Source organism: Halobellus sp. GM3 (assembly GCF_052545375.1).
Window position 1 is genome coordinate 173,634 of record NZ_JBQWLT010000005.1, and the last position, 17,213, is coordinate 190,846.

Consider the following 17,213-nt stretch of genomic DNA (forward strand, 5'->3'; position numbering starts at 1 on the left):
CGTCACTCCTCCTCCGTGAAGTACCGCAGGGCCGTCTCGGCGACGTCGCCCGCCGATTCGACCGCGTCGACGCAGCCCGTTTCGATCGCCCGCCGGGGCATCCCGAAGATGGCCGACGTGGCCTCGTCCTGTGCGATCGTGTGGCCGCCGGCGCGGGCGATCCGCTGCATTCCGTCGACGCCGTCGCGCCCCATCCCCGTGAGTAGCACCGCACACAGCGGCTGTGCGGCGCTCTCCGCGGCCGACGCCATCGTCAGGTCGATCGCCGGTCGGACGCCGTGGATCTGCTCGGTCTCAGTCAGTTCGAGCCGGAGACGGTCCCCCCTGTCGCCGGTCACGAGCAGGTGCCGGCCGCCGGGCGCGACCCGTCCCTCGCCCGGCCCGATCCGCTCGCCCGACTCGGCCTCGCCGAAGTCGTACTCCGACCGCTCGTCGAGGCGGGTGGCAAAGCGGGACGTGAACCCCTCCGGCATGTGCTGTACGACGAGGATGCGGAGGTTCGCGTCCCGCGGCAGGCCCGCGATCAGCTGCTCGACGATCTTCGGACCGCCGGTCGACGCACCGACGAGGAGCGTGCCCACGTCCGCGTACGTGCGACCGGACGCGCCGGCCGCGTCGGGCTGGCGCATCGCACCACTGCGAGCCCCCGTCCGGGTATCACCGCTCGACGGCTTCGCCGCCGAGTCCCGGGTGGGCGAGCGGGACGCGGATCCGGACGGAGACGGCGACGTAGTCGATGCGGTCGACCGCGAAGTCTCCGTCGACGCGGTGCGCGACGTAGTCGCCGTCGAGGCGCTCGCGGAGGCGCGGGCGCTGGCAGAGAGGTCGACTTTCGCCGCGGACTCGACCTTCTCGACGAGTTCGTGTCTGACCTTCGGCATCGACGAGGTGACCTCCCCGCCGGGCTTTTTCACGAAGTCGACCGCGCCCCGATCCAGCGCTTCGAACGTCACGTCGGCGTCCGCTTCCGCGTGCGCCGACAGCATCAACACCGGCGTCGGGTGGTCGGCCATGATCCGTTCGACTGCCTCGATGCCGTTCATCGAGGGCATCTCGATGTCCATCGTCACGACGTCGGGATCGTGTTCGATCACCGCATCGAGCGCGACGGAGCCGTCCTCCGCCTCGCCGACGACTTCGACGCCGCCGTCCTCGAGGAGCTTCCGAATGAGCGTTCGCATGAATCTGGAGTCGTCGACGACGACCGCTCGCGTCGGGGCGTCGCCGCCGCGAGACTCCGAGGCCGTGCTCATCTCTCGTGGTCCTCCGATAATGTCCCGCCGACGTTCCCGCTCGAACCAGACTCTGCTCGGCGGTCGGGGCGCGGCGGCGGTCCGGCGGCCGGCCGACCGACGATCGGTCTGTCGGTACCACCTGCGGCGGCGGTGCGGACCTCGCCGGGCGGCGTCGGGCGGTTCGCATCAGGGTGGTGCCCGCTCATCTCTACTGCACGTTCCGAACTAGGGGACTTAAGCGCTCGGCGGCGAGAATCAGGGCTGATAATAGCGGCCGTACATTTATTGTCGGTCTGTCCGCCACCTCGGGTAACGGCCGACGGTCCACGACGCCGTCGGTGACGCGACTATGTCCCAGCAACAACCCGCGGCGGGCGGCGCCACGCGCCCCACTGCCGCAGACGACGACCCGGACGGCACCACCCAACAGATGCAGGTCCTCGAGTTCGAGTTGGGGGGCGAACGGTACTGCGTGGACATCGGCTACGTCTCCGAGATCGTCGATAGAGGGTCGCTCACGACGGTCCCAAACGCGCCCGACTTCGTCGAGGGCGTGATGGATCTCCGCGGGAGAACGACTTCGATCGTCAACCCCAAGACGCTGCTCAACGTCGACGACGTCGGCGAAGCGAGCCGGATCATCATCTTCGACGCCAGTACGTTCGAGGACGACGCGGCCGTCGGCTGGATGGTCGACGAGGTGTACCAAGTGGTCCGCGTCTCGATGGACGACGTCGAGGAGCCGCCGATGGAGCGCGGCGACTTCATCGAGGGAATCGTCCGCCGAGAGGAGGAGCTCGTCGTCTGGATCACACCGACGACGGCGACGACCGAGTAACCCACGGACGGCGGCTGGGGCTCCGACGATTCGGAGTCGCGAGTGGACGCCGAAGCTACGACGATTCGGCATCGCCGGCGGGCGACGATGCGTATTCTTCGAGACCGTCCACCGCGAGGAGGACGGCGACCACGACACAGCCGCCGGCGACGACGAACGCCGGGAGGTAGCCGACCGCGTCCGAGAGAACACCGCCGAGGACGCTCCCGACGCCGCCGCCGAGGCTCGTGATCGCGGTGTACGCCCCGAGCGCCTCCGAGCGGACGGCGGCCGGTGAGAGCCGCGTCACGATCCCGGTGGCGGTCACCGCGATGACCGCCCACGAAACGCCGATCGCGAGGAACAGCGCGCCGACCGCGAGGAGGCCGACGGGCGGGGCGACGGCCGCGCCGGTCACGGCGACGATCGGGAAGACGCCGGCGCGAAAGAGCAGTGCACCGACCTGCAGTCGGAACGGGTCGCGGTCGGTGGCGAGTGCGCCGACGCGGGCGTACGCGACGGCCGACGCCGCCGAACTCGCGATGAAGAGCGCGAACACCTCGTCGTCCGCGTAGCCGACGTCGACGAGGTACGCCGGGAGCGGGGCGAAGAAGACGGAGAACCCCGTGAAGAAGACGGTCGCCGCGAGCAGGTAGCGAACCAGGGACTCGGAGAACCGCGTACGGAGCCGCGCGAGCGAGCCGCGACCCAGGCCGACGTCTCGAAGCGCCCAGTACACGCGAGCGGGACCGTACGGGATCGCCCGGGCGCCGCGCATCGCGCCCCCGTTCCCCGACCGGATACGCCGGGAAAGACGCTGGAACCGCTGCTCAGAGATAGTTGGCGGCTCGGGGTACCACGCGATGACGGCCAAGATACCGCCGAAGGCGACGACCGCGCTTCCGACGAAGAACAGCCGCTTAGAGACGAGCGCGGGCAGCCCGAACCGCGGCCCGGCGATCGCGGACCACACGCCGCCCGCCACGAGCCCGGCCAGCCAGCCGTACCCCTGGTAGTGATTCAGCAGGCCGAACCGTCGGTTCCACTGCTCGGCCGCGTACCCCTCGACCACGATGAGGTTGAGGACGGGCGCAGCGGCCGCGACGACGAACCACAACACGGCGTTGGCGGCCAGAACGGTCACCGGCGATCCGAGAAACGGGAACGACAGGAAGACGCAGCCAGAGAGCCCGAGCGCGACGAGGACGAACGGCCGGCGCCGTCGCGTCCGCGACGCGAGTCGGCCCCAGAGAATCGCGCCCGGGACGCCGGCGAACGCGGCCGTCGCGGCGATGAGGCTGACGACGAACGCGCCGGCCCCGAGATCGATCGCGTACAGCGGAACGAGGACCGACGCGGCGCCGATCGCGACGTAGCCGAGCGCCCAGCCGTACAGCCACGCGTCGGCGCCGAGAGGAGACGGAGCGTGTTCGCTCACGTCCGTCAGATGCGGACGGGCGGTAATAATCCCTGTGTCAGGACGTCTGCTTCCCTGTGCCAGGACGTCTGCTTCCCTGTTCCGGGTCGTTTCCTCCCGATAGCAGGGCGCTTTTTGCGCTCCACGTCGAGCCTCGGGGTATGTATCGGAAGGGGCACTACGGCGTCTCGCTGCTCGTCTTCGCGCCGATCGCGTTCGTTCTCGTCGCGATCAAGCGCGTCGACCTCGCACTCGTAATCGGCGGCGTGATGCTCTGGCTGGCGATGCTCCCAGACGTCGACCACGCGATTCCGGGGATCTCACACCGGGGACCGACGCACTCGCTCTGCTTCGCCGCGGTCGTCGGAGGCGTCTTCGCCGCCGCCGCGCTGGCGCTGGAAGCGACTGCGGGAAGCGCGGGTGTCGGGGCAGGCGTGTTCGATCCGGCGGCGGTCGCCGGTGGGCTGTCGCTCGCGGCGTTCGGGTTCGCCCTCGGCGCGCTCTCGGTGATCGCTCACCTCGCGGGCGACGCGCTCACCCCCGCCGGGGTGAACTTCCTCTGGCCGCTCTCGGCGCGCACGTACACGCTCGGGGTCTGGCGGGCGGACAACACCCTCGCCAACTACGGCCTGTTCGCCGCGGGAGTCTTCGCCACCGGCGCGGCGGTGTACCTCGGCGCCGCGCTCTGAGCGGGGTACGATGTTCACACGACACAAAGCTTATTTGTCGTCTCCGCGTGTCTTCACTCGCAATGGCGAAAGGTACGGTTGCGTTCTTTAACGACACGGGCGGTTACGGTTTCATCGAGAGTGAGGATTCAGACGAAGACGTGTTCTTCCACATGGAAGACGTCGGCGGTCCGGACCTCGAAGAGGGACAGGAAGTCGAATTCGACATCGAGCAGGCCGATAAAGGCCCGCGGGCGACGAACCTCCAACGGCTTTGACATCCTCCCCGCGCTGAAGCGCGAGGATTCCTCCGTTGGGGGTTCGGCTACCGACCCACGGAGGCAACTTGCGAGTCTGTGCGCACTTCTTTGGGACTTTCGTGAGGGTGTGGTTTCCCCGACCAGTCGTGGTCGTCCCACTCGAATCGCACGGGCCGTGCCATCGGCCTGACTTCCGTATCGCTGTTTTCTCGAAGGAACGTCTCTGACGCCGTGAGGTCGGCGTGTCCCTCGAATCCGCATGGACACGTCAGCGTATCTCCGTGGCGAACCGTCTCCTCGTGATCGCCACACTCGGGACACGTCTGACTCGTCCATGCTTCCGACTCGACTTCGAGAGAGATGCCGTACTCTTCACAGACGCACGCGAGACGGTGGATGAACTTCTTGAACGCCCAGAAGTTGTGCGTCTTCTCGTTCACCCTGACCGACCAATGCGTTTCCAGCACGTCGGTCAAATCGCCAACGTACACCGTCGCCACACCCTCGTCGTACAGTCGTTCAACGAGGTCGCGCACCAGCGCGTTCTGTGCGTGGTCACGGCGCTTCGTCCGCTGTCGGTACAGCTGTCGGATCCGCTTGGAACTGTAGCGTCCCTCTCGGAGTCGTCCGGAAGACGAAGTCTTCCGTGATTCCGAGAGACTCTGTCTCTCGGGCAATTTCGACTGAAGGCGGGCGATTTCGTCGGTCGTCTCGCGGAACCGTCCGAACAACTCCCGTCCGTCGTAGAGGTACTGGTTCCCAGTGGTCGTGGAACAGGCGACGAGATTGTTTACACCAACGTCGAGGGCGGCTTCTTCGGAAGCCAGTGGTGAATCCAGTCGAGAATCAGGGACGGTGACTGGTTGGAAAGCCCTGAACGTGTCGCTCACCTCGTCGTACGCAAGTTCCAGACGACCCTGTTTGCCGTCCCATTTCGGGGTGCCTCGGACTTCGAGGCGGAGTCGTTCGTGGTAGCCGAGTCCGTATTCGTCTTTCAGTTCTTGTCCGACCGGGATTTCGAGACGGCTACGCTTGCCCCACTGAATCGTGTACTGGGTGTTTCGGATGTAGGTACGGAGTTCGCGTCCGTCCTCCTCGTTGCCCCAGTACGACGGCGGGTTGGCGTCCTCGCCTTTCTCCGTGAGGACGAAGAACGACCGCCACGCTTCGCTGTTCTTGCGCGTGACCTGTTGGACAGTCGCGCTTCCGACGACGCCGTTGTAGCGCCCTCGGTACTCGGAAGTGTCCCACACGTCGCCGTCACCGAAGTAGTTCTGACGACGTTCGTAGGTCAGTTCGTTCCACAGAGAGGCGGAGGCGTCGAGTAGCCGTAGGAGGCACTCTTTGTCGTTCTCGGTCTGTGGAACCACCTCGAAGGTGTTGACGCGCTTCACGTGTCCTCACCCTCTTGTTCAGCGATGTAGCGTTCGACAGCGCCCTTCGAGGCACTTCCCGCCGTTCCGACGTAGTACGAACGAGTCCACTTCACGCGGTCGTCGTACCGCTGGTTATACTTCCGCGCCGAGATGCCCTTGACCCAGTTGACGATGAGTGACGGAGCGTTCTTCGGCGGACTCCCGATGAACAGGTGTACGTGGTCGGGCATGACCTCGGACTCGGCCAGTTCGAGGCCCTTGTCTTCACAGATTTCCGCGAAGATGGCTTCGAGACGTTCCTTCGTACTCCCCGTCAGGTGCGAACGCCGATACTGAGCGGAACCCTGTTCCGCGAGGTCAGCGGAATCTTCGATTCCGCCAGACTTCGGCACGAACACTATGTGGTAGTAGAGTTCGTATTTCGCGTGACGGGTACTCTTCACCACCTATGCATACTATCACAGTCGGACGCCTTAAAGATAGCGTTGGAACCCCGTCTATGCCATCGTCAGCGGTTGAATACTGTTGGTCGGCTTCATCCCCGTCGCCAGATCACATCTGGCGGGCAACCAGAACGCGGAGCGTTCTGGTGACGTCCTGAAGCGCGAGGCTTTCGCCTCGAATTTTCCGCAACACGACAGCGGCACTGCGGTCGGCGGTTCCGTCGAGTCTCACCACGGTTTTGCATTTCTCCCGCGCCGAGCGGCGCCTCAGACAGGTCGTCTGCGCCCCAAGGCCGCGTGTCCCCCCGTACTAAGAGACCGACTCGATTATCTACAGTGAGAGCGCCATACGGTCGCCTGAGAACCGACACAATTAGGGCAAGAATTTAGACGTGGGCCATCGACGTGGGAAGTGAATCGCAATGGGCGGCGCTACACCCCGGATCCTCGTGGTCGAAGACGAGACCGACTTGGCGGAACTCTACGCCATCTACCTCTCGGATCTCTACGACGTACAGACGGCGACAGACGGCGAATCCGCGCTCGAGATCGTCGACGACGACATCGACGTCGTCCTCCTCGACCGTCGGATGCCCGATCTGACGGGCGACGAGGTGCTCGCCGAGATCAGATCGCGCGGTCTCGACTGTCGAGTCGCGATGATCACGGCGGTCGAGCCCGACATCGACATCGTCGAGATGCAGTTCGACGACTACCTCGTCAAGCCCGTCACGCGCGACGACCTGCGCGGGCTCGTCGAAGTGCTCCTGCGTCGGGCGGACTACGACAGTCGGACCCAAGAGTTCTTCCAGCTCGCCTCGAAGAAGGCGGCGCTCGAGTCCGCGCCCGACGTCTCCGTCGAGAACAGATCGGAGTACCGCGAACTGACCGAACGGATGGAAGAGCTCAGAGCGGGTCTGGACGAGACGCTGGCCGATCTGAGCGAAGAGGACTTCCGCAACGCGTTCGCGTCGTTTCCGAACATCGAGATGGGCGAAAACGAGTAGTCCAGTCTAGGAGAGCACCGCTTCTGTCCGTCCCGGCGGCCCTCGGTTACTGACCTCTGTGACTTCCCGGCTGCGGGTCGACGTGCGCCGGGGCCAGTAGGTCCCCGAGACGCCGTGCGTCGAGCCACTCCAGCAGCCGGACGAGCTGTGTCGCGGCCGCCTCGAACAGTCGCTCGCCGATCTCCGGCGTCGCGTCCGTCTGATCGCCGAAGACGCCGTTCTCGCTGTTCTCGACCGCGTCGTAAAACGGTCGGGCCCCGTACTTATCGAGGTGGTCCGCCTCGCCGATGTCGCGGACGCCTCCGTCGCGGGCGGCTTCGAGCCGGTCCTCGCGCACCAGTTCGGGCGCGAGGTGTTGGATCATCGCCGTCTCCTTTGGTCCGCCGTGCGGGCCGTTGTGTTCGAACGCCTCGTCGACGAGCTCCGGGATCGACTCGTCCCACATCCACTCGATCGCATAGAGCGTGCCGTCGTCTCGGAGCCGGCGACCCACCTCGCGGAGGTGCGCGACGTTACCGCCGTGGGCGTTGACGTAGACGACCCTGTCGATGCCGTGGTACGCGAGGTTCCGGGTCAGCGACTCGACGTAGTCGCGGAACTGCGGCGCGTCGACCCACATCGTCCCGTGGAACTGCCGGTGGTGGGGGCTGACCCCGACGTTCACCGTGGGTGTGCAGAGGAACCCCGTTCGCTCGGCCGCCTCGCGCGCGAGCCCCTCGGCGATGAGGTGGTCGGTCGCGAGCGGCAGATGCGGGCCGTGCTGTTCGGTCGAGCCAAGCGGGACGACCGCGACCGACTCCTCGGCGACGTACTCGCCGAGGTCCGGCCACGTCTGATCTGCGACGTACATACCGGCCGAAGGTGGCCGGGCGTCAAGAAGCTACTCACGTCGACGCCCGCGGGTGACGGATCGGCGACGGGCGCCCACCGATCGGACAGCCGACCCCGGCCGCCGCGCGGTCCCTACTCGGCCGCGACCCCGCCGACCGCGGGACCGGAGTCGCCGTCCGAACTGTCGCCCCGCCCGCGAAGCGCGAGGACGAACGCGCCGAAGCCGACGAGCAGCACGGCGAACTGGACGAGCCCGCCGACGACCGGAATCGCCCCGAGGACACTCACGGCCACGACGCCGACCACGAGCGCGAGCCACCGGTTTTCGGTGTCGAGAAGCGACAGCAGCATCGTCCCGACGACGATCATCCCGTACACCGTCGTCACCCACAGAAGCAGCGCGAAGACGACGAGTCCGGCCAGCGAGAGGGGGATTCCGACGATCGTCGCCAGCAACAGAAGCAACAGGATCGGGATGCCGACGAAGGCGAGCAGCCCCACGCCCGCGCTCCGCAGCGTGGCGGTCGTGCCGGCGGCAACGAGCCGGCGCGCGAAGTCCGGCGCCGCCGCGAGGAGCACCGCGCCGAGGAGGAGGTTCACGAGCCCGGCGTAGATCGCACCGACCCACGCCGGGATCGGGGGAAGCGACAGCGAGCCCGCGGCGCCGAACACCTCGGGTTCGGCGACGGAGAGCGATTCGTCGCGGACTATCGCCCCCGAAACGGCCGCGTCGTCGGCGATCGAAACCGTCTCCGCGTCGTAGGTCAGCGAGCCGCCGATGGACGCCGACGGACCGACGACGAGGGTGTCCGCACCGGCGGTGACGTCGCCCTCGACCGCGCCGTCGAGTCGAACGTCGGCCGCGCCGGCCTCGAGGTCGCCGCCGACGCGAGAGCCCTCGCGGAGCTCAAGCGCCGCCGCACCGACGGTGACGTCGCCCTCGACGACGCCCTCGACGACGACGCTTCCGGCGGCGGCGTCGAGCGAGCCCGTCACGCGTCCGGAGTCGGTGACGACGACTGAGCCCGCGGCGGCGGACACGTCGCCCTCGACGGTCCCGGCGACGACGACGCTCCCGGCCGCGGCGTCGAGGTTGCCGTCGTACGTCTCGCCGGCGTCGATCCGGACGACGCCGCCGACGGCGCCGTCGGATCCGCCGGGGCCGAACTGCTGTGCGGTCGCGACCGTCGGCAGTCCGCCGAGGACGACGAGCGCGACGAGGAGGAGGACTACTCGATGTGAGTGCCGTGACATTCGTGACCACGAGAGGAGGGGACCTCTCATCTCGTAGAAACGTTCGCACTGACCTTAATTGCTTCCGAAACGAGGGACACACCGCGTGGGGTTCCCAGCGCCGACGCGTGGGTGTGGATTTTTGCGTCCCCGACGCGTGAAGCCGGATATGGAGTACACCACCCTCGGTGAGACCGGCGTGACCGTCTCGAAGATCTGTCTCGGCTGTATGAGCTTCGGATCGGGCGACTGGCGCGAGTGGGTCCTCGACGAGGAGGAGGGGAAGGCGCTCGTCGATCGCGCGATCGACCTCGGGGTGAACTTCTTCGACACAGCCAATATGTACTCTGACGGCGAATCAGAGCGCGTCCTCGGCGACGCCCTCGAGGCGTACGACCGCGACGAGTTCGTCGTCGCCTCGAAGCTGTACTTCCAGATGGACGACGGCGATCCAAACTCGGGCGGCCTCTCGCGGAAGGCGATCGAGCAGGAACTCGAGAACTCGCTGGATCGGCTCGGGATGGACACTCTCGACCTCCTGCAGATCCACCGCTGGGACGACGACACGCCGATCGAGCAGACGCTCCGGGCGCTCGACGACGCCGTTCGCCGCGGGCAGACCCGCTATCTCGGCGCGTCGTCGATGTGGGCCCACCAGTTCGCGGAGGCGCAGTACACCGCAGAGCGGCAGGGATTGACGCCGTTCTCGACGATGCAGAACCACTACAATCTGCTCTACCGCGAGGAGGAGCGCGAGATGCTGCCGCTGTGTGAGAAACAGGGCGTGGGCGTCATCCCGTGGTCGCCGCTCGCGCGCGGGTGGCTGACGCGACCGCACGAGGACGCGCGATCGACGACGCGCGGGGAGACCGACGACTACGCCCACCAGCATCCGTACCTCGAAGGCGGCGGGCCCACGGTCAACGAGCGCGTGCAGGAACTCGCCGAGGACAAGGGCGTGGAGATGGCGCAGATCGGCCTCGCGTGGCTGTTCCAGAACGACCGCGTCGACGCCCCGATCGTCGGGACGACGAGCGTCGACCACCTCGAGGATGCGGTCGAAGCGCTGTCGATCTCGCTGTCAGACTCGGATATCGAGTACCTCGAAGCGCCCTACGAACCCGTTCGCGTCTCCGGCCACGAGTAGCTCCGTCTCACTCCGCGCCCGGTCCGGAGTCGGCCCTCGCGTCCCCGAACGGGACCGAACCGGACGCCGAAATGCGCCAGACCGCCCGCGCGGCGACGAGGGCGATCGCCACTTCCGAGAGGCCGACGACGGCGAACGCGGCGAGATAGCCCGCGGTCGAGGTCGTCATACCGCCGAGAAGGAAGCCGGCGAGAAAGCCGAGGCTCCCGAAGACGTTGAAGCCGCCGAGCGCCGCGCCGCGCGTCTCCGGCGACGCGACGTCAGTCACGAGCGCCATCGTCGCCGGCGCGACGAGCGCGCCGAGGGCGCCGACGGTGACCATCGCCGCGACGGCGACTCCGATCACCGGTGCGAGGCCGACCGCGACGATGCCGAGCCCGAAGCAGATCGAGCCGACGACGACCGGAACCGCGCGTCCGATCCGATCGGAGAGAATCCCGGCCGGGTACTGCAGGAGCGCGAACGGCACGAAGAAGGCGGCGAGCGCGAGGCCCGCACCGGCCGCGTCGAGGCCGAAGGCGTCCCTGAAGTAATAGACGCCCACGAGCGCGAAGAAGCCCGCCGTCATCCGATCGATGAAGCCGAACGCGTACGGGACGGCGAGCGTCGGCTGGCGGCGAAGGCCGCCGAGAGCGTCGCCGACGCGGAGTCGCTCCGCACTCGGCAAGTCCTCCGTGACGGTCAGAAACAGGACCGCGACGGCGGCGAGCGTCGCCGCCGCGGCGTACAGCGGAAACAGCGGATCGGCGTCGGCGAGTCGCCCGCCGACGACGGAACCGAGCGCCGCACCGAGACCGATCGCGATGCCGGCAGCGCCCATATTCTTCCCGTTGCCGCCGGCGAGGTCCGCGAGCGCGGTGATCGAAAGCGAGAACGCCCCGATGGTCGCCGCGCCGCCGAGCAGTCGGACGACGAGAACGCCCGCGAACGGGATCCCCAGCGTCGGCGCGGCCGCGAGGAGGAGATAGCCACCCGCGCCGCCGATCGCGCCGGCCGCGGCGAGCGGCATTCGTCGCCCGAGCGCGTCGCTCGCGGCCCCCCAGACGCTCGCGAAGGCGACGAAGGCGGCGAACTCCGCGACGAGGAACCACATCCCAGCGCGGATCTCCCCGCCGCCGCCGAGCGCCGCGACGATGTCCTCGACGCCGGGGTATAAGAAGACCTGCGAGACGAGGACTCCCCACACACCGAGCGCGAGTTTGAGGCGTGTTCCGCGACGAGTCACGAGCGGTGATTTGCCGGTCCGGACAGATAGCCGCGTCGCTTCCGTTACGACCGTGTCGTATCTGTGGCGCTCCCTCGTCGCTTCCGCGTCGCGACCGTGTTGAATCTGTGTCGCGTCGGCGTCGCGCCCCATCGGTCCCGGACCGCCCGGACCGCGGCCGACTTCACCGTCGCCGCGGCGGCTCACGCCGGAGCAGCGGCGCATCAGAATCCACTTTGCCGTCGGGCGCCTACGGGACGTATGATCAGCGGGGCCGGGGAACCGACTCGACGAGAGGTGCTGAAAGCTGCCGTCGCGGTCGGCGGCGCGTCGGCGCTGTCGGCCTGTCTCGACAGCGCGGACGAGCCGGTTCCGAGCGGCACCGAGGACCGCTCTGTGCTCCCCGAACGCCAGCACGCGTGGAACGACCGCGTTCGCACCGACGACGTCGGAAACAGGCTGCTTCCACGACATCAGCTCCTCCTGTATCTCACGCTGCCCGGCGGGGGACCGCCGAGTCGCGACGACCGACGCGCCGTCGAGAGCGCGCTTCGAACGCTCGACCGCGCCTACGAGCGAAGCAGCAACGGGCTCCTGTACTCGATCGCCTACTCGCCGCGGTATTTCGATCGGTTCGAGGAGGGGCTCCCCGACGCTATCGACCTCCCCGAGCCGCGGCCGCTCTCGTCGTTCGAGTCCCCGGCGTTCGACCGACAGGACGCGCTGATCCATCTCGCGTCTGACCGCGCGGATGCGGTGCTCGCCGCCGAGGAGGCGCTCCGGGGAAACGAGCCGACCGCGAACGGCGTCAGCGTCGAGGCGACTCTGACCGACGCCTTCGAGGTGGCGGACCGCCGGACTGGCTTCGTCGGCGCCGGGATGCCCGCGGCGCGGCAGGACGGGCTGAACGGGATCCCGGCGTCGAACCCGGTCCCCGAGGAGTCGCCGCTGTTTATGGGATTCATCGCCGGGTTCCGGAAGAATCAGGCCACGGAAGCGCACGTCACGCTCCCGTCGGGGCCGTTCGCCGGCGGCACGACAAAGCACGTCTCGAATCTCCGGATGCGCCTCGCAGACTGGTACGACGAGCAGGCGTTCGACGAGCGGGTCGCAGAGATGTTCTCGCCGGTGCACGCCGAGCGCGAGATGGTCGACGGCGTCGGCGCGAACCTCGGCGACGACAGCGGACTCACGCCGGAGATTATCGACGAGGTTCGAGCGCACGCGCGGGAGTTCGCCCGCGTCGGCCACGCGCAGAAAGCCGCACGCGCGAACCGAGACGACGGTGGGAACGTCCGCCTCCTGCGTCGGCACTTCGAGTCGACCGACGACGACGAGGCGGGACTGCACTTCCCGAGCCTTCAGCGCGGGATCACGGCGTTCGAGGAGGTCCGAGCGGCGATGAACGGCGCCGACCTCACCGACGAACCGACCATCCGACAGCGCGTGAACAACGGCATCCTGGAGTACGTCTTCGTGAAGCGCCGCGGCAACTTCCTCGTCCCGCCGCGGTCCTCGCGGGCGCTCCCGACGCCGTCGGGGGACGCCCCGGGGCTCTCGTAGCCGTCGCTCCCAGATGAGGTCGCTCTGTCGGCTGTGCCGTCTGTTCCGATCGCTCAGTCTGACCCGGCGAGTCGGCGCTCGATGGCGCCGCTGACGGTCTCCCAGTCGTAGGCGTCGAGCAGGTCGCCGTCGACGTACACGGCCGGCGTGCCGGGGATGCCGCGGTCGGATCCCGCTTGGCGGTCCGCCTCGACGACCTCGCGGTAGGTCTCCTGCTCTGCCGCCGCGGCGACTTCGCAGCCGTCGACGTCGAGGTCGGACGCGAGGTCGTGGACGATCTGGTAGCCGTCGTCGCCGAGTCGGTCTTGGTTGTCGTAGACGCCCTTCGCGAACGCGAAGAACGTCTCGTCGTCGCTCCGGTCCTGAACGGCCCGAGCGGCCGAGGCGGCGGCCCACGACCACTCCTCGTTCACCGGAATCGGGAAGTCGAAGAACCGATATCGGACGTCGCCGGCGTCGACGTAGTTCGATTTGATCTCGGGGTAGACCTCCTGCGTGAACGTCCGGCAGTGCGGGCAGGCGTAGTCCTCGAACACGTCGACAGTGACGGCCGCGTCCTCCGGACCGAGGGCGGGACGCGGCAGCGACGAGACAGCATCGAGCGTTCCGACGTCACAGCCCTCCGGGAGCGCGTCGCTCCCGGATCCGCCGAGACAGCCGGCCGTGGAACCGAGCGTGGTCGTCGCACCGAGCGCAGCGAGGTAGGCGCGTCGCGTCGTTCGCATACCGAGGCGAAGGGTTCGGTGACATATATACCGTGGCGTTCCGGGGAGGCGTCTCCGCGCGAATCCGAGCGCGCTCCGCGGGCGCCGGCAACACTCCCGAACCAGTCGACTTTTCACCGCTGCGCCTCCCTCTTGGGGTATGGAGTTCGACGAAGACGATAGCGTGGTACTGCACGACAAGCACAGCGAGTACGACGGCGAGACCGGCACGATCACGCAGGTCGTCGAGACGATGTTCGGCGACGCCACCTACACCGTCAGCTTCGAGGACGGACAGGAAGTCGGCATCTCCGCGGATCAGCTCGAAGCCGCGGACGACGAGGCCGACGAGAGCGACGAGGAGTAAGCGGAGTTTTTCCCCTTCCGAATCGAAGCGTCACCAATGCCCCGAATTCCCTTTCACTACGTCGATCTGCGGACGTTCTGTTACGAGACCGAGGACGAAAAGCGAGTCGAGCAGGCGCTGCGGGCGCTCCTCCCCGAGGAGTTCGAGGTGACGCGAACGGAGAGCACGGGCCATCACGGCGACCGGATCATCGTCTTCTCGGCCCGCGTCGAGAACGCCGACGGCGTCCGGACGGTCCTCTCGGGACTCGCCGAACTGCCGGACTTCGACACGCTGCTCGACGAACTCGACGAGCGCGTCACGGACAACACCGAGCTGTTCCTGCGGCTGGACAAGCAGGCGGCGTTCCGGGGCGAGATCCGACGCGGCGACGGGGTCACCCTCCGGGCGAAGGTCGAGGCGTATCCCGCGACGAAGGAGTCAGCCGTCGAGAACGCCCGGGAGGCGCTCGACGCGGCCGAACGGCTCGACGCGTCGGGTTCGGAGTGACCGAGCGGGCGTCGGTCGCGACGGCCCCGAGCCGCGGCAGTCGATGACAATGGTGGCGAACAGGTAGCACGGCCGACTTCCGCGGGACGCTGTGCTACGCAACCGCGAGACGTCCGGCGGCGGGAGTCAACGCACGCCGTGCGTGGTCCCGTCCCGATATATAAATAGTCGGCTCCGTTGAACCCTTTGAAGTTGATAAAAGCGGCCCGCAAGATACAGAGGACGAGTTCAGCACTCGAATCCGATTTCTCCGAGTGTGAATATAATCCGCGCTCATCCTCACACGTTGTAACACGGGGGTCTCTAGAACCAGTCTCCACGGTGAGTTGAGCTTCAACACGGGTGAGTTGAGGTACTGAGCGACGGCTCCATATCCACACCCCGGGTGCCGGAGGAGTAAATCCCTCCACTCTCAGGCCTCTGGCGACGACTGTTCGCAGGTCGGAGATCAACCGTCTGATAACGACTGACTGGACCGGGACATGGGGTGCTGTCAGTCGTCGGTGGCCACCGAATCATCCGTGGACGCGTCGTTGCGTTCGACCACGACCTCCCCCTGTGCTTCGATCCGTTCGATCCACTCGGCGAACTCGTTGGATGCCATAATCTCGCGTTCGCGGTTGAGACCCAGATAGATCGTATAGCACATCAACAGGAGCACGAACGCGAAGGGGAGGCCGGCCGTGATGGCGGCGGTCTGGAGCGCGCCGAGGCCGCCGCCGATCAGCAGGACGGCTGCGATGGCACCCTCGATGACCGACCAGAAGATCCGTTGGGCGACCGGAACGTCGTGTTTCCCGCCCGAGGTCAGGTGGTCGATGACCAGCGACCCGGAGTCCGAGGAGGTCACGAAGAAGGTAATCACCAGCACGACGCCAAGGATCGACATCAGCGCCGTCAGCGGATAGAACGAGAACAGTTCGAACATCGCCGTCGCCACGTTCTCGTTGACCGCCGCGACAAGCGTGCCGCTCGTCTCAAGCTCGACGAACAGCGCGGCCCCGCCGAAGGTGGACATCCAAAAAAAGGAAAACAGCGCCGGCAGGAACAGGACTCCAAGCACGAACTCCCGGACAGTCCGACCCTTCGAGATGCGGGCGATGAACATTCCGACGAACGGAGACCACGAGATCCACCAGCCCCAGTAGAAGATCGTCCAGCTGCTCTGCCAGGTATCGCCCCCGGTGGTCTGGGTCCAGAACGCCAGTTCCGGGAGGACGCCGATGTAGGCCCCGATACTGGAGACGAACCCTCTCAGGAGATACAGCGTCGGACCGACGGCGAGTATCACCGCGAGGAACGTGAGCATAAGATACAGGTTCAGTTCGCTGAGACGACGGACGCCGCCGTCCAGTCCCGCGGCGACCGACAGCGTCGCGATGGCGGTGATGCCCGCGATGAGCACGACTTGTATCCACGTCGCCTGTGGGATAGTCGCCGAGAGGTACTCCTCCGAGAGGACTGTGAGGCCGGCGTTAATCTGTTGGGCGCCGATCCCGAGCGACGTGGAAAGGCCGAATAGCGTCGCTATGACCGAGAGGATGTCGATGAGGTCGCCTGGCCACCCGTAGATCCGCTCGCCGAGCAACGGCCAAAACACAGACCGGAACGTCAGCGGTAGCCCGCGATTGAACGAGAAAAACGCCAGCCCGAGTCCGACGAGCGCGTATATCGCCCAGGGGTGGACCCCCCAGTGGAAGTAGGTCATCGCCATCCCCGCCGTGCCGGCTGCCTCGGTCCCGCTTTCCACACCCTGGAAAAACGGCGGCACGGACCCGAAATGGGAGATCGGCTCGGCGACGCTGAAGAACATCAGGCCGATCCCCATCCCGGCGCTGAACAGCATCGCCATCCACGAGAAGTCGCTGAACTCCTTGTCGGCCTCAATGCCGCCGAGGCGGACATCCCCGTACTTGCTCAGCGCGAAATAGAGGATGGTGATAATGAAGATGTTCACCGCGAGGATGTAGAACCACCCGCCACCCGCGGAGATGATCGTCTGCCCGGTCCCGAAGACCCTCGCCGAACTCGATTCGAACACCAGCGTCAGGCCGATAAACAGTGCGATCACCGCGCAGGCGATCGGGAACACCCGCGGGTGGACGTCGATCCCCAACCTCTGGACGTTGGTATCGCCGGGCTTGCGCTCTGTGTCCGGGTGAAACAGTTCGACCTGCAGCCCGTCGGACAGTTCCCCGACCAGTTGTTCGTCGTCGTCAGCGGCCATCGACACTCACCCTGAAACTGGCCGTTCCCGAACGTGTCACGGTGATCCCCGTTTCCTCCACTCGAATCCCTGGAATCGAATCCGGACCGCATATGTTACATATTCCCATACTTAGAGTTAACGTCTACCACACCCATCCGTTTTTCCCTTCCCCCGACAGTAGATGTGTAGTTCCGATGTCGCACGGCAGTATGTCAAAAATCAACGTGCAATCGGCCAGTGGAA

Annotated in this window: 18 protein-coding genes; 8 read left to right on the forward strand and 10 right to left on the reverse strand. The window is 66.8% G+C overall.

The window, feature by feature from the left end:
- Positions 1-2 precede the first annotated feature (2 nt).
- Together cheB and ACT3HL_RS09865 are read right to left on the reverse strand one after the other, a co-directional pair.
- The gene (gene cheB / locus ACT3HL_RS09860; protein WP_445086662.1) at positions 3-1,253 is read right to left on the reverse strand and encodes a chemotaxis-specific protein-glutamate methyltransferase CheB; all 1,251 of its coding nucleotides are present in this window, start codon (positions 1,251-1,253) and stop codon (positions 3-5) included.
- Entirely contained in the window at positions 1,250-1,441 is a 192-nt protein-coding gene (locus ACT3HL_RS09865) for a hypothetical protein (RefSeq protein ID WP_445086663.1), read from the reverse strand. The genes cheB and ACT3HL_RS09865 overlap by 4 nt, the downstream gene beginning before the upstream one ends.
- Before the next feature lie 224 nt (positions 1,442-1,665).
- On the opposite strand from ACT3HL_RS09865, the gene ACT3HL_RS09870 reads away from it, so the two are divergent.
- Complete coding sequence (locus ACT3HL_RS09870; RefSeq protein ID WP_445086772.1) at positions 1,666-2,073, forward strand: chemotaxis protein CheW; 408 nt, start codon at positions 1,666-1,668, stop codon at positions 2,071-2,073.
- Positions 2,074-2,128: 55 nt separating this feature from the next.
- On the opposite strand, the gene ACT3HL_RS09875 is transcribed toward ACT3HL_RS09870, so the two are convergent.
- Entirely contained in the window at positions 2,129-3,490 is a 1,362-nt protein-coding gene (locus ACT3HL_RS09875; RefSeq protein WP_445086664.1) for an MFS transporter, read from the reverse strand.
- Between the two features lie 140 nt (positions 3,491-3,630).
- Here ACT3HL_RS09875 and ACT3HL_RS09880 point away from each other — a divergent pair, with 140 nt between their 5' ends.
- Positions 3,631-4,158 (forward strand): metal-dependent hydrolase, encoded by a 528-nt coding sequence (locus tag ACT3HL_RS09880; protein ID WP_445086665.1) that lies wholly within the window; start codon positions 3,631-3,633, stop codon positions 4,156-4,158.
- Positions 4,159-4,220: 62 nt separating this feature from the next.
- Positions 4,221-4,415 (forward strand): cold-shock protein, encoded by a 195-nt coding sequence (locus ACT3HL_RS09885; protein WP_121558331.1) that lies wholly within the window; start codon positions 4,221-4,223, stop codon positions 4,413-4,415.
- Positions 4,416-4,462: 47 nt separating this feature from the next.
- Here ACT3HL_RS09885 and ACT3HL_RS09890 read toward each other — a convergent pair whose 3' ends face one another.
- Both ACT3HL_RS09890 and tnpA read right to left on the reverse strand, forming a co-directional pair.
- Positions 4,463-5,791, reverse strand: coding sequence for an RNA-guided endonuclease TnpB family protein (locus ACT3HL_RS09890; protein WP_445086666.1), 1,329 nt, complete (start codon positions 5,789-5,791; stop codon positions 4,463-4,465).
- Positions 5,788-6,219: an IS200/IS605 family transposase gene (gene tnpA, locus ACT3HL_RS09895; RefSeq protein WP_445086667.1), complete on the reverse strand. Its 432-nt coding sequence runs from the start codon at positions 6,217-6,219 to the stop codon at positions 5,788-5,790. Before tnpA ends, ACT3HL_RS09890 begins: the two co-directional genes overlap by 4 nt.
- A gap of 419 nt (positions 6,220-6,638) precedes the next feature.
- On the opposite strand from tnpA, the gene ACT3HL_RS09900 reads away from it, so the two are divergent.
- Positions 6,639-7,223, forward strand: a complete 585-nt coding sequence (locus tag ACT3HL_RS09900; protein WP_445086668.1) for a response regulator — start codon at positions 6,639-6,641, stop codon at positions 7,221-7,223.
- A 46-nt stretch (positions 7,224-7,269) separates the two neighbouring features.
- Here the strand turns inward: ACT3HL_RS09900 and ACT3HL_RS09905 are convergent, their stop codons facing one another.
- Complete coding sequence (locus tag ACT3HL_RS09905) at positions 7,270-8,073, reverse strand: creatininase family protein (RefSeq protein WP_445086669.1); 804 nt, start codon at positions 8,071-8,073, stop codon at positions 7,270-7,272.
- A 113-nt stretch (positions 8,074-8,186) separates the two neighbouring features.
- A complete protein-coding gene (locus ACT3HL_RS09910) occupies positions 8,187-9,308 on the reverse strand; it encodes a polymer-forming cytoskeletal protein (RefSeq protein WP_445086670.1) in 1,122 nt (373 codons plus the stop codon).
- Between the two features lie 148 nt (positions 9,309-9,456).
- Here ACT3HL_RS09910 and ACT3HL_RS09915 point away from each other — a divergent pair, with 148 nt between their 5' ends.
- A complete protein-coding gene (locus ACT3HL_RS09915; RefSeq protein WP_445086671.1) occupies positions 9,457-10,434 on the forward strand; it encodes an aldo/keto reductase in 978 nt (325 codons plus the stop codon).
- A 7-nt stretch (positions 10,435-10,441) separates the two neighbouring features.
- Here ACT3HL_RS09915 and ACT3HL_RS09920 read toward each other — a convergent pair whose 3' ends face one another.
- Positions 10,442-11,659: an MFS transporter gene (locus ACT3HL_RS09920; RefSeq protein ID WP_445086773.1), complete on the reverse strand. Its 1,218-nt coding sequence runs from the start codon at positions 11,657-11,659 to the stop codon at positions 10,442-10,444.
- Positions 11,660-11,899: 240 nt separating this feature from the next.
- On the opposite strand from ACT3HL_RS09920, the gene ACT3HL_RS09925 reads away from it, so the two are divergent.
- The gene (locus ACT3HL_RS09925) at positions 11,900-13,201 is read left to right on the forward strand and encodes a DUF7405 family protein (RefSeq protein WP_445086672.1); all 1,302 of its coding nucleotides are present in this window, start codon (positions 11,900-11,902) and stop codon (positions 13,199-13,201) included.
- A 53-nt stretch (positions 13,202-13,254) separates the two neighbouring features.
- Here ACT3HL_RS09925 and ACT3HL_RS09930 read toward each other — a convergent pair whose 3' ends face one another.
- Positions 13,255-13,926 (reverse strand): thioredoxin domain-containing protein, encoded by a 672-nt coding sequence (locus ACT3HL_RS09930; RefSeq protein ID WP_445086673.1) that lies wholly within the window; start codon positions 13,924-13,926, stop codon positions 13,255-13,257.
- A 139-nt stretch (positions 13,927-14,065) separates the two neighbouring features.
- On the opposite strand from ACT3HL_RS09930, the gene ACT3HL_RS09935 reads away from it, so the two are divergent.
- Positions 14,066-14,272, forward strand: coding sequence for a DUF1918 domain-containing protein (locus tag ACT3HL_RS09935; protein WP_445086674.1), 207 nt, complete (start codon positions 14,066-14,068; stop codon positions 14,270-14,272).
- A gap of 36 nt (positions 14,273-14,308) precedes the next feature.
- The gene (locus ACT3HL_RS09940; RefSeq protein WP_445086675.1) at positions 14,309-14,761 is read left to right on the forward strand and encodes an RNA-binding protein; all 453 of its coding nucleotides are present in this window, start codon (positions 14,309-14,311) and stop codon (positions 14,759-14,761) included.
- Between the two features lie 493 nt (positions 14,762-15,254).
- Here ACT3HL_RS09940 and ACT3HL_RS09945 read toward each other — a convergent pair whose 3' ends face one another.
- Positions 15,255-16,988: a BCCT family transporter gene (locus tag ACT3HL_RS09945; protein ID WP_445086676.1), complete on the reverse strand. Its 1,734-nt coding sequence runs from the start codon at positions 16,986-16,988 to the stop codon at positions 15,255-15,257.
- Positions 16,989-17,213: the final 225 nt, after the last annotated feature.